At 71.4% G+C, this 11,966-nt stretch carries 11 protein-coding genes; 6 read left to right on the forward strand and 5 right to left on the reverse strand.

Annotated features, from left to right (window positions below):
• Window positions 1-91: 91 nt before the first annotated feature.
• Window positions 92-1,153 (forward strand): aminotransferase class V-fold PLP-dependent enzyme, encoded by a 1,062-nt coding sequence (locus ACIF80_RS08830; protein WP_399801138.1) that lies wholly within the window; start codon window positions 92-94, stop codon window positions 1,151-1,153.
• 156 nt (window positions 1,154-1,309) lie between these two features.
• Here ACIF80_RS08830 and thpD read toward each other — a convergent pair whose 3' ends face one another.
• The 5 genes from thpD to ACIF80_RS08855 form a co-directional block, all read right to left on the reverse strand.
• Entirely contained in the window at window positions 1,310-2,221 is a 912-nt protein-coding gene (gene thpD, locus ACIF80_RS08835) for an ectoine hydroxylase (RefSeq protein ID WP_399801140.1), read from the reverse strand.
• Window positions 2,222-2,227: 6 nt separating this feature from the next.
• Entirely contained in the window at window positions 2,228-2,626 is a 399-nt protein-coding gene (locus ACIF80_RS08840; RefSeq protein ID WP_055688181.1) for an ectoine synthase, read from the reverse strand.
• Window positions 2,627-2,774: 148 nt separating this feature from the next.
• A complete protein-coding gene (ectB, locus tag ACIF80_RS08845; RefSeq protein WP_399801142.1) occupies window positions 2,775-4,046 on the reverse strand; it encodes a diaminobutyrate--2-oxoglutarate transaminase in 1,272 nt (423 codons plus the stop codon).
• A gap of 88 nt (window positions 4,047-4,134) precedes the next feature.
• Window positions 4,135-4,641, reverse strand: a complete 507-nt coding sequence (gene ectA, locus ACIF80_RS08850; RefSeq protein ID WP_399801144.1) for a diaminobutyrate acetyltransferase — start codon at window positions 4,639-4,641, stop codon at window positions 4,135-4,137.
• A gap of 713 nt (window positions 4,642-5,354) precedes the next feature.
• Window positions 5,355-6,458 carry a pyridoxal-phosphate-dependent aminotransferase family protein gene (locus tag ACIF80_RS08855; protein WP_399801146.1) on the reverse strand — a complete coding sequence of 368 codons (1,104 nt, stop codon included), beginning with the start codon at window positions 6,456-6,458 and terminating at the stop codon, window positions 5,355-5,357.
• 321 nt (window positions 6,459-6,779) lie between these two features.
• Between ACIF80_RS08855 and ACIF80_RS08860 the strand changes: the two genes are divergently transcribed.
• The 5 genes from ACIF80_RS08860 to ACIF80_RS08880 all read left to right on the forward strand — a co-directional run bounded on the left by ACIF80_RS08860 (window position 6,780) and on the right by ACIF80_RS08880 (window position 11,700).
• Window positions 6,780-7,634: a transporter substrate-binding domain-containing protein gene (locus ACIF80_RS08860; protein WP_399801149.1), complete on the forward strand. Its 855-nt coding sequence runs from the start codon at window positions 6,780-6,782 to the stop codon at window positions 7,632-7,634.
• A 4-nt stretch (window positions 7,635-7,638) separates the two neighbouring features.
• On the forward strand, window positions 7,639-8,472 hold the full coding sequence (locus tag ACIF80_RS08865) for an amino acid ABC transporter permease (protein ID WP_399801152.1): 834 nt from the start codon (window positions 7,639-7,641) through the stop codon (window positions 8,470-8,472).
• Complete coding sequence (locus ACIF80_RS08870; protein WP_399801155.1) at window positions 8,469-9,314, forward strand: amino acid ABC transporter ATP-binding protein; 846 nt, start codon at window positions 8,469-8,471, stop codon at window positions 9,312-9,314. Before ACIF80_RS08865 ends, ACIF80_RS08870 begins: the two co-directional genes overlap by 4 nt.
• A gap of 28 nt (window positions 9,315-9,342) precedes the next feature.
• Entirely contained in the window at window positions 9,343-10,434 is a 1,092-nt protein-coding gene (locus ACIF80_RS08875; protein ID WP_399801157.1) for an amidohydrolase family protein, read from the forward strand.
• 261 nt (window positions 10,435-10,695) lie between these two features.
• Complete coding sequence (locus ACIF80_RS08880) at window positions 10,696-11,700, forward strand: SCO1860 family LAETG-anchored protein (RefSeq protein WP_399801160.1); 1,005 nt, start codon at window positions 10,696-10,698, stop codon at window positions 11,698-11,700.
• The last annotated feature ends 266 nt before the right edge of the window (window positions 11,701-11,966 follow it).

The following is an 11,966-nucleotide window of genomic DNA, read 5'->3' on the forward strand; positions in this document are numbered from 1 at the left end:
CCGGGTCGGGACGTATCCATCAGGACTGCCCGGCGGTTTCGTGCGGAACAAGCCGTTGGACGGGGAGGTGCCGGGGCCGCAGAGTGGTCCCATGAAGAACTTAGAGACCTTCGAGCATCTCGTCCGTGCCGAGTTCACCCCGAAGAACACCTTCCTGAACACCGCCGCCAACGCCCTCCTGCCCGCCCGTGCGGTGACCGCCCTCGGGGACGCCGTACGGCTGAGGGCCGAGGGCGGTCCGCTGGACCCGCTGTACGACGACGTCGCAGCGAGCCGGGCCGCGTACGCCCGGCTGGCCGGCGTCCCCGTCGAGCGCGTGGCGGCCGGGACCACCGTCACCCTGTACACCGCGCTGATCGCGGCCTCACTGCAGCCGGGCGCCGAGGTCCTCACGGTCGAGAACGACTTCGCCTCGGTGGTCAACCCGTTCCACGTCCGCGGCGACCTCAAGGTGCGGGCCGTGCCGCTGGAGCGGCTCGCCGAGTCCGTCGGTCCGGACACCGCCCTCGTCGCCGTCAGCGCCGTGCAGTCCGCCGACGGCCGGATCGCCGATCTGCCCGCGCTGCGCGAGGCGGCCCGGGAGCACGGCGCACGTACCTACGTCGACCTCTCCCAGGCGATCGGCTGGCTGCCGGTCGACGCCGGTGCCTTCGACTACTCCGTCGCCATCGTCTACAAGTGGCTGCTGGGCCCGCACGGCGGAGCCTTCCTGACCGTACCGGAGGACTTCGGAGACCTGGTCCCCGTACAGGCGGCCTGGACCGCGGCGGAGAAGCCCTGGGACAGCGCCTACGGGCCCGTCGCCGAACTCGCCCACTCCGCCCGCCGGTTCGACACGAGTCCCGTCCTCTTCACCTACGCGGGGCTGCGGGCCTCCCTCGAACTCGTCGAGGAGATCGGGGTGGACGCCGTCCACGCCCACGATGTCGGCCTCGCCGACCGCTTCCGCGCGGGGCTCGTCGCGCTGGGGCACGAGCCCGTACCCTCACCCGGTTCGGCCATCGTGTCCGTGCCGGGACTGGGCCGCCTCCAGCCGGAGTTGAGCAGGGCGGGCTTCGCCCTGTCCGACCGGGCCGGCCATCTGCGGGCGTCCTTCCACCTCTACAACACCCCGGCCGACGTGGACCGGCTGCTGGACGCGCTGCCCGGCTGAGCCGCCCGCGCCCACCCGCGCTCACCCGTGCTCACGCCGGGCCGCCCGGGTGGGAACAGCCGCGGGCGGGTACGGCAGCGGGCCGGTGCCCCCCGTCCCACACGAGGAGGCCCGGCCCGCGGTCGTGGTCACGCCGGCGTGTTCAGACCGACGTGGTCACCTCACCGGAGTGAAGTCCCGGGCCCCGATGTACTCGGGCCGCCGGACCGGCGCCGCGAACGGCTCCACGGCCGTGTTCTCGACGCTGTTGAACACGATGAACACGTTGCTGCGCGGGAACGGCGTGATGTTGTCCCCGGAGCCGTGCATGCAGTTGCAGTCGAACCAGGTCGCCGAGCCGGCCTTGCCGGTGAACAGCTTGATGCCGTACTCGGACGCCAGCGAGGTCAGCCCCTCGTCGGAGGGCGTACCCGCGTCCTGCATCTGCAGCGACTTCTTGTAGTTGTCCTTCGGCGTGGCCCCCGCACACCCGAGGAACGTCTTGTGCGACCCCGGCATGATCATGAGCCCGCCGTTGGTGTCGAAGTTCTCGGTGAGCGCGATCGACACCGACACCGCCCGCATCCGCGGCAGTCCGTCCTCGGCGTGCCAGGTCTCGAAGTCCGAGTGCCAGTAGAAGCCACTGGCCCCGAAGCCTGGCTTGACGTTGATCCGCGACTGGTGGACGTACACGTCGGAGCCGAGGATCTGCCGCGCCCGGCCGACGACGCGCTCGTCGCGCACCAGCCGCGCGAACACCTCGCTGATCCGGTGGACCTCGAAGACCGACCGGATCTCCTGGGACTGCGGCTCGACGACCGACCGGTCGTCGGCCCGGATCGCCGGGTCGGAGACCAGCCGGTTCAGTTCGTCCCGGTAGACGGCCACCTCGTCGTCGCCGATCAGCTGGTCGACGGCGAGGAAACCGTCACGCTCGAACGACCCCAGGTCGGCCGGAGCGATCGGGCCGGGGGCGTCGGGGGCGCCCCAGACGACCGGGTCCTGCCGAGGGGTGAGCACCTCGGCATTGCCCCGGGTGGGATAGAGGTCGGGGACGTGAGTCTGGGTGCTGGTGGTAACGGTGGTCATGGAACCTCACACCTCCTCGGTGAGCAGCGGGTATACGCCGTTCTCGTCGTGGTCCTCCCGTCCGGTCACGGGCGGGTTGAAGACGCAGAGGCAGCGGAAGTCCTTCTTCACCCGCAGCGTGTGCTTCTCGTGCCCGTCGAGGAGGTACATCGTCCCGGGCGTGATCGTGTGCGTCAGCCCGGAGTCGTGGTCGGTGAGTTCTGCCTCTCCTTCCACGCAGACGACGGCCTCGATGTGGTTCGCGTACCACATCGACGTTTCCGTACCGGCGTACAGGATGGTCTCGTGCAGGGAGAAGCCGACGTTCTCCTTGGCGAGGACGATGCGCTTGCTCTCCCAGGTACCGGACGCGGACTTCACGTGCCGGTCGGTACCTTCGATCTCCTTGAAGGAACGGACAATCACGGTGCTGCGATGCCTCCTCGATGGTGGTGCCGGTGGTGCCCGCGTGCCGTCCGGGTCCCGGGCCTCGGCCCGGGACCCGGACGGTTCAGGGGGTCCACCCTGTTCGGGTGGCCCGGACGGACCGGAGTATTCCGGTTGTCCGGACGGTTCAGGCGGTCTCGCGGACGGCGCGGGCCAGCGTGGTCAGCCCCTCGTCCAGCTCCTCCGGGGTGATGGTCAGGGCCGGAAGGAGTTTGACGACCTCGCTCTCCGGGCCGGACGTCTCGATCAGCAGCCCGAGCTCGAAGGCGCGCGCGGCGATACGCCCGGCCCGCGCCTTGTCGTGGAACTCCATGCCCCACACGAGCCCGCGACCGCGGTACTCCTTCACGTCGGCGCGGTTCTCCTCGGCGATGGCGGCCATCGCCTGCTCGACCTGCTCGCCGCGCGCACGGGTCTGCTTCTCCATCGCCGACCCGTCGGCCCAGTAGGCCTCGAGGGCGGCGGTCGCCGTGACGAAGGCCGGGTTGTTGCCGCGGAAGGTGCCGTTGTGCTCGCCCGGCTCCCAGACGTCCAGTTCGGGCTTGAACAGGGTCAGCGCCATCGGCAGCCCGTAGCCGCTGATCGACTTGGAGACGGTGACGATGTCGGGCGTGATGCCGGCCTCCTCGAAGGAGAAGAAGGCGCCGGTACGGCCGCAGCCCATCTGGATGTCGTCGACGATGAGCAGCATGTCCTGGCGTTCGCACAGCTCGGCCAGGGCGCGCAGCCACTCGGGCCGGGCGACGTTGATGCCGCCCTCGCCCTGCACGGTCTCGACGATCACCGCGGCGGGCTTGTTGAGACCGGAGCCCTGGTCCTCCAGGAGCCGCTCGAACCACAGGAAGTCGGGGACCTGGCCGTCGAAGTAGTTGTCGAACGGCATCGGCGTGCCGTGCACCAGCGGGATGCCCGCCCCGGCGCGTTTGAAGGCGTTGCCGGTCACGGCCAGGGAACCCAGCGACATGCCGTGGAAGGCGTTGGTGAACGAGACGATCGCCTCGCGGCCCTTCACCTTCCGGGCCAGCTTCAGCGCCGACTCCACGGCGTTGGTGCCGGTCGGGCCCGGGAACATGACCTTGTACGGCAGGTCGCGCGGACGCAGGATCCAGTTCTGGAAGGACTCCAGGAACGCGCGCTTGGCCGTCGTCGACATGTCGAGCCCGTGCGTGACGCCGTCCCGCTCCAGGTAGTCGATCAGCGCCCGTTTCAGTACGGGGTTGTTGTGGCCGTAGTTGAGTGAGCCGGCTCCGGCGAAGAAGTCGAGGTACTCATGGCCGTCCTCGTCGTACATGCGGCTGCCGTGCGCTCGGTCGAACACGGTGGGCCAGCCACGGCAGTAGCTGCGCACCTCGGACTCAAGGGTCTCGAAGACGCTCAGATCGGGCTGGGTGATGGTCACGACGAATCGCTCCTCAGTGGCGTGGGAAGTCAGAGGGAGTCCGGGACCGGCGGAGTGACGCACGGGTCCGTGTGCGTGGGGCCGGTGGTCAGGGGGAGAGGGGACCGATGCGGTACAGCACCTCGGGGTCGTGCGGTCCGTCGGGGAACTGCTCCGCCTCGAACAGCACCTCGCGCTCCAGCCGGGCCCCGTGGCGTTCGGCGAACGCGGTGAACAGGCGCTCGGACGCGGTGTTCCCCGGTGTGATGGTGGTCTCCACGGTGGTCACTCCGTGTTCCGCGACGGTCCGTGCGGCCAGACCGTCGAGCAGTGCGGCGGCCAGGCCCCGGCCGCGGTGCGTCTCGTCCACCGCGACCTGCCAGACGAGCAGGGTGTGCGGGCTGTCCGGCCGTACGTAGCCGGTGACGAAGCCGACCGGCTCCCCGCCGGCGTCACGTGCGACGGCGGATGTGGCGGCGAAGTCCCGGCACCACAGGAGATAGCTGTACGACGAGTTCAGGTCGAGGGTTTTCGAGTCCCTTGCGATCCGCCACAGCGCGGCTCCGTCCGCCGGGGCGGGGCGGTCGATTTGCAGGTCTGCTTGTCCGGCAGTCATGTGAATTGAACTTACCCAGGTAAATTCGAAATTGCATCGGCTGTCGGGGTTACCTGAGTGGCTTGTCTATGTTATCGCGCGAGCGTGAAGCCGCAAGCGGAAGCCTGACGGAATGCCCCGGTTCGGGCGGGATTTAAGCCGCGAATCAGGTGCCTCGTGAGGCTGGTCACAAGTCCATAACACCCGTGACGGTGTCCGGGATGCGTCGGTTCGGGTCTGCGGAAAATTGATGTGTTTAAGGTTGAAGAGAGGGGGCAAGAGAACATGGGAAGCTGCACTGGAATGTAATATTGAAATAAGTTGGAGAATGGCGGGGGAGAATACCCGTGAGCGGCTTCCGATAATCCCATGAATTTGTGCTCGACTTCGGCTCGGGCTTCCCGTTCCGTTCGGTCGTGCCGTTGTCACGCTGCGGTGTCACCATCGATGCACTTCGGAAAAGAGCCGGCACTGACCGTCACGGCCCGTGTGCGCCCCGGCCGGGTGGGCGCCCGGCGCGGTCCGGCCTCGCCCGGGTCCCGGAACGGCCCGTCCACAGCCCGTCCGTACTCGTCCGAGGTCCGCCCGATGCCGTCCGGCGCTCGTCCCGCGCGCTTGGCTACTCCGACCCGCCCCGCGGGCAGGTGCCCGGACTCGCCACTGGTCCCGCGTGCGCTCGGCTTCTCCGCTCGTGCCCGCCTGTCCGGCGCCGGGCTGTGCCGGGCAGCGGTCGGCTACCGCCAGCCGCGGTCGGCCGCTCGCAGGGCCCCCTGCACGTCCACCGGCAGGTCCTGCTCCGCCAGTGCCGTGCCCAGGGCCGTCAGGCTCGCCCGGACCACACCCCGGGTCGCGTCGGGGCCGTAGTGGTTGACGCGGATCATCTCCTTCGCCAGCGATCCGCCACCCGCCGCCAGCGGCAGCGCCGGGTCCACGGCCAGGGCGCGGGACACCAGCTCGGAGGCCACCGCGCCCGACGGGACCCGCAGGGTCGTGGCGACCGGGGCCGCCTCCGCCGCGTCGTGGACGTACGGCTCCAGACCGCCGCCCAGCGCGAGCGCCCCCGCCCGGGTCGCCGCCGCGGCCGCCGCGTGCCGTGCCGTCACCGTCTCCAGGCCCACCGCCTCGATGCGCTCCACGCACGCCTCCAGCGCCAGCATCTCCAGCTGTGCCGGAGCGTGCGGCAGCGCCGTGCGGCCCCCGTCGATCCAACGCTGCTTCCAGTCCAGCAGGGACAGGTACGAGCGGCGCGGCGCCCGCGGGTTCGCCGCCATCCGGGCCCACGCCCGCTCGCTCACCGACACCGCCGACACGCCGGCCGGGCCGCCCATGGCCTTCTGCGCCCCGATCACGCACAGGTCCACGCCCCACGCGTCCGGCAGCACCGGCTCCGCCCCGATCGACGCCACCGCGTCCAGATAGAACAGCGCCCCGTGCGCCCGCACCGCCTCGCCGATCTCCGCGACCGGGTTGGTGTTGCCGGTGGCCGCCTCCGCGTGCACCAGGGAGACGAAGTCGATCTCCGGGTGCGCGGCGAAGGCCTCGCGGATCTGCCCGGCCGTCACCGCCGTGTGGAACGGCACCGCCAGATCGATCACCGTGGCGCCGCAGTCCCGCAGCCAGTCGCCGAAGGTCTGCCCGTACGGGCCCGTGACGACGTTCAGCGCGGTCGTGCCGGGTCCGGCGGTCGCACGGATCGCGCCTTCCAGCGGAAGCAGCGCCTCGCCCTGCATGATCACGACGTCCTGCGTGGTGCGCAGCAGCCGCGCCACGCGGTCCTCGATCGAGGCGAAGTGCGCGGCGCTCAGCGGGGCCAGACCGAGGAAGGGGTGGGTGCTCACGACGTTGCTCTCCAGATCACGGCTCTACGGCGCCACGGGTCGTGCATGGGGCACGGGGCACGGGTTCGACGGAGTCGAGCGTATCCCCGGCGCCCGGTGAACCCGGTCCGGGCCCCGGACGCCCGACCGGGCCTCCCGGACGCCCGACCGGGCCTCCCGGACGCCCGACCGGGCCTCCCGGACGTCCGGTCGGGCTGCCGGGGAGCCCGGTCCGACGCCCGGTTCTTAGGTCGGACGGCGCCACAGCCATCGGTTTGGTTTGAGGAACCCAAACCTCTCCTTATAATCAGAACCTCATTTGTTCCCTACCAGGAGGCCTCAGTGAAGACGCTCCTCGGCCGCAGGACCCGCGTTCTGGCCGCCACCACCGCGACGGCCGGGCTGGTGCTCCTGACCGCCTGCACCTCCACCGACGACGGGGACGACGGCGCCTCCAAGACCGCGGCCGGTGGCGTCGAACTCGCCAAGGCGGGGCAGCTCACCACGTGCACCCACCTTCCGTACCCGCCCTTCCAGTCGGAGATCGACGGCAAGGTGCAGGGCTTCGACGTGGCCCTGATCGACCTGGTCGCCGACGACCTGGGCGTGAAGCAGGCGATCCTCGACACCCCGTTCGAGAACTTCAAGACCGGTGCCTTCCTCAACTCCGGCGAGTGCGACCTGGCCGCGGCCGGTATGACCATCACCGAGGAGCGGAAGAAGAACGTCGACTTCTCGGACCCGTACTTCAACGCCACCCAGGCCGTCCTCGTCGACAAGAAGGCCGGCGTCAGCTCGCTCGCCGACGTGAAGTCGAAGAACGTCAAGCTCGGCGCCCAGGCGCAGACCACCGGCGAGGACTACGCCAAGAAGGAGGGCTTCGACCCGGTCTCCTTCGAGTCCTCCGACGCCGTCCTCAACGGCCTGCGCACCGGCCAGGTCAAGGCCGTCGTCATCGACTTCCCGGTGGTCCAGGGCTGGCTCAAGGACAAGGCCACCGCCGACGCCTTCGAGGTCGTCGACAACCTCGACACCGGCGAGCAGTACGGCTTCACCGTGAAGAAGGGCAACACCGCGCTGCAGAAGGCCATCAACAAGGCGCTCTCGGACGCCAAGGCCGACGGCACGTACAAGAAGGTGTACGAGCAGTGGATCGGCCCGTACGACGAGTCCGCCGCCGAACCGTCTGCCACCTGATCCCATGGCCGACACGAAGGTGCCTCCGGAGCTGAGGAAGAAGGGCCTCACCCGGACCCAGAAGCGCCGGCTCTCGCGCGGCGCCCAGTACGTCGTCTTCGTCGCCGCCGTGGCCGCCTTCGCGGCCTCGGCGGACTGGGGCAGGCTGAAGAACCAGTTCGCCCAGCTCGACATCGCCGAGCGGATGTTCCCGGACATCATCACCCTGGCGCTGAAGAACACCGTGCTCTACACGGTGACCGGCTTCGCCGTCGGACTCGCCCTCGGGCTGCTCCTCGCGCTGATGCGGCTGTCGTCGGTCGGCCCGTACCGCTGGCTGGCGGGCATCTACATCGAGATCTTCCGCGGCCTGCCCGCCCTGCTGATCTTCATCTTCATCGGCGTGGCCGTGCCGCTCGCCTTCCCCGGCACGGAGATCGTCGGCGGCACCTACGGCAAGGTCGCCCTCGCGCTCGGCCTGGTGGCCGCCGCCTACATGGCCGAGACGATCCGCGCGGGCATCCAGGCGGTGCCCAAGGGGCAGATGGAGGCGGCCCGTTCGCTGGGCTTCTCGCCCGCGCGGGCCATGGTCTCGATCATCATCCCGCAGGCCTTCCGGATCATCCTGCCGCCGCTCACCAACGAACTCGTCCTGCTCTTCAAGGACTCCTCGCTGGTGCTGTTCCTCGGCGTCACCCTGGAGGAGCGCGAACTGTCCAAGTACGGCCGCGACCTGGCCAGCCAGACCGCCAACTCCACCCCGATCCTGGTCGCCGGCCTGTGCTACCTGCTGATCACCATTCCGCTCGGCTTCGTCGTACGCCGTATGGAGGCCAAGGCCCAGGAGGCCGTCAAATGAGCCGACCGGACAAGCAGCCGGACAAGCAGCCCGGCGAGCAGCCGGAGAGCCGGCCCGGGAACCCGGAGATCCGGGTCAGCGGGCTGCACAAGTCGTTCGGCAGCAACGAGGTGCTGCGCGGCATCGACCTGGAGGTCCGCCGGGGCGAGGTCGTCTGCGTGATCGGGCCGTCCGGCTCGGGCAAGTCGACCCTGCTCCGGTGCGTGAACCTGCTCGAGGAACCCACCAAGGGCCAGGTGTACGTCGGCGGTACGGAACTCACCGACCCGGACGTCGACATCGACGCCGCCCGCCGCCGGATCGGCATGGTCTTCCAGCAGTTCAACCTGTTCCCGCACCTCACCGTCACCGAGAACCTCACCCTGCCGCAGCGCCGGGTACTGAGGCGGGGCAAGGCGGAGGCCGCCCGGACCGCCGCCGCGAACCTGGAGCGGGTCGGTCTCGCGGAGAAGGCGGGCGCCTACCCGTCCTCCCTCTCCGGCGGCCAGCAGCAGCGCGTCGCCATCGCCCGCGCGCTGGCCATGGGCCCCGAGGTGATGCTGTTCGACGAGCCGACCTCGGCGCTCGACCCCGAGCTGGTCGGCGACGTGCTGGCGGTGATGCGGATGCTGGCCGACGAGGGCATGACGATGATGGTCGTCACCCACGAGATGACCTTCGCCCGCGAGGTCGCCGACCGGGTCGTCTTCATGGACGGCGGCGTGATCGTCGAGGACGGCACCCCCGAGCGGGTCATCGGCGCCCCGCGGCACGAACGCACCCGGCACTTCCTCTCCCGGCTCCTGGACCCCGCCATGGCGGACGTGGAGGAGAGCTCCGGTCAGGCAGGCGGGTCCGTGTAGCGGGCGGTGGCTCACTAGGGTGCGGTGCATGAGCGAGCGCACGGTGCTGCATGTGAAGGGACGCGTCCTCGTCGGGCCCGACGAGGTCCGCGACGAGCTGTGGGTCGTCGCCGGCCGGATCTCCTACGACCGCCCCGCCGGGGCCCGCGACGTGACGGCCGTCGAGGGCTGGGTGCTGCCCGGACTGGTCGACGCCCACTGCCACGTGGGCCTCGACCGGCACGGAGCGGTCCCCGACGACGTCGCCGAGAAGCAGGCGCTCACCGACCGCGACGCCGGTGCCCTGCTGCTGCGGGACGCGGGCTCGCCCTCCGACACCCGCTGGACCGACGACCGGGACGACCTCCCGAAGATCGTCCGGGCGGGCCGGCACATCGCCCGCACCCGCCGCTACATCCGCAACTACGCCTGGGAGGTCGAACCCGACGACCTCGTCGCATACGTCGCCCGGGAGGCCCGGCGCGGCGACGGCTGGGTGAAGCTCGTCGGCGACTGGATCGACCGCGACCTCGGCGACCTGTCGGCCTGCTGGCCGCGCGGCGCCGTCGAGGCGGCGATCGCCGAGGCGCACCGGCTGGGCGCCCGCGTCACCGCCCACTGCTTCGCCGAGGACTCCCTGCGGGACCTGGTCGAGGCCGGCATCGACTGCATCGAGCACGCGACGGGCCTGACCGACGACACCATCCCGCTGTTCGCCGAACGGGGCGTGGCGATCGTCCCGACCCTCGTCAACATCGCCACCTTCCCGGGACTCGCCGACGGCGGCGAGTCCAAGTTCCCGCGCTGGTCGGCCCACCTCCGCCGACTCCACGAACGCCGCTACGACACCGTGCGCTCCGCCTACGACGCCGGCATCCCCGTCTTCGTCGGTACGGACGCCGGAGGCACCCTCCCGCACGGCCTCGCGGCGGCCGAGGTCGCCGAACTCGTCACCGCCGGCCTTCCGCCCGTCGACGCCCTCGCGGCCGGCACCTGGGCGGCCCGCGCCTGGCTCGAACGCCCCGGTCTGGACGAGGGCGCCCCGGCCGACCTCGTCGTCTACGCCTCCGACCCGCGCGCCGACGTACGGGTGCTGGCGGACCCGCGCAGGGTGGTACTGAACGGGCACGTGGTCGCGTAGGACTGAACGGGCACGTGGCCGCGTAGGGACGACACGGCCCGGGGCATGGTCCGGAGGACACGGCCCGGTGGCCGAAACCCGCCCACCGGGTGGTGCTCGGACGACGGAGGGGAACGGCCGTGCCCCTGGAGCACCTCGGGAATCGAATGCATCGGCGGACTCACCACGAAGGAGTGAAGTGTTGTCGGATCGCTGACGGCCCCCTCCAGGTGCGGTCATTCTTTCCGGGTCCCACCCACGTCTCATGGGGGTCCCACCACCTTGAACAGCACCAACTTCCGCATGCCCGCACGCCGTTGGGCCGTCGTCGCCACGGCCACCGTCCTTGCCGCAGGTCCCGCGGCACTGGCCGGAGCGGGCCCGGCGCAGGCCACCGGGGAACACGGCAGCGCGAGCGCGGTCGTCCTGCGCACCGGGCTCGACGTCGCCCTGCTCGACAAGACCGTGAACGTCCCGCTCACCGTCTCCCTCAACGAGGTCCACGCGCCGCAGAGCGCGCGCAGGACCGCCCTCACCGCGGACCTGGAGGGCGTCGACAAGGGCAAGCCCTTCAGCGTGCTGCGCGCGGAGGTGGCCGACGCGAAGGCGACGGTCGAGGGGAACAGGGCCGAGTCCTCCACCACCCTCGCCAAGGCCCGGATCCATCTGCCCGGTCTTCCCCTGCTGTCGCTCGTCGAGCTCGAGACGGTCACCTCCAAGGCCGTCTGCGAAACCGGCCGCACCCCGCTCGCCTCGGTCACCCTGCCCGGCACGGTGACGGTGCTCGGCAAGCGCACCCGACTGACCGCCTCCGGCCCCACCGAGGTCAAGGTGCCGGGTGTCGGCGAGGTCCGCCTGGACCTGTCGAAGACGGAGACCACCTCCCGTACGGCCGCCGCCACCGCACTGCAGCTCAAGGTGTCCGTCAACCCGCTGAAGCTGAACGTCGCCGAGGTCAACGGCACCGTCACCCTCGCCGAGGCCACGTGCGAGGCCCCGGGCGCCGGCGCGGCCCCCGCGCCCGCCGCTCCCGGGGAGCAGCAGGAGCCGGAGCAGCAGAAGGAGGAGCGGGCCGACGCGGGCGCGCCCCCGGCCGGCAGCGGCTCCGACACCGACACCGACGTCAAGCCCCAGGGCGCACGGGCCGAACAGGCGGCACCGGCTCAGGCGGGCCTGGCCGAGACGGGCGGCGACTCGACGACCCCGTACGTCGCGGGCGGCGCCCTCGCCCTCCTCGCGGCGGGCGGCGCGGCGGTCCTGCTGTCCCGCAGGGGGCGCCGCACCTGACACCGGAGCGGGGGGGGGGGGGGCCCCCCCCCCCCGGGGGCCCCCCCCGGGGGGGGGGGGGGGGGGGCGGGGGGGGGGGGGGGGGGGGGGGCGGGGGGGGGGGGGGGGGGGGGGGGGGGGGGGCCCCGCGGCCGCCCCCCCCCGGGGGGGCCCGGGGGGGGGCCCCCCCCCCCGGGGGGGCCCGGCCCCCCCCCCACGACCGGCCGCGCCCGCCCGGCCGCGGCCCGCACACAGGTACAGTCCCGAGCCCTCCCACGGGGCTCCTT

This window comes from Streptomyces sp. NPDC085927, from assembly GCF_044540975.1.
In the GTDB taxonomy this organism is placed as follows: domain Bacteria; phylum Actinomycetota; class Actinomycetes; order Streptomycetales; family Streptomycetaceae; genus Streptomyces; species Streptomyces hirsutus.

Coding starts and splice junctions, on each gene's coding strand:
- ACIF80_RS08865 (WP_399801152.1), top strand. CDS start 7,639: ATGGCCGACACGAAGGTGCCTCCGGAGCTGAGGAAGAAGGGCCTCACC.
- ACIF80_RS08875 (WP_399801157.1), top strand. CDS start 9,343: ATGAGCGAGCGCACGGTGCTGCATGTGAAGGGACGCGTCCTCGTCGGG.
- ACIF80_RS08870 (WP_399801155.1), top strand. CDS start 8,469: ATGAGCCGACCGGACAAGCAGCCGGACAAGCAGCCCGGCGAGCAGCCG.
- thpD (WP_399801140.1), bottom strand. CDS start 2,221: ATGACCACCGTTACCACCAGCACCCAGACTCACGTCCCCGACCTCTAT.
- ACIF80_RS08830 (WP_399801138.1), top strand. CDS start 92: ATGAAGAACTTAGAGACCTTCGAGCATCTCGTCCGTGCCGAGTTCACC.
- ectA (WP_399801144.1), bottom strand. CDS start 4,641: ATGACTGCCGGACAAGCAGACCTGCAAATCGACCGCCCCGCCCCGGCG.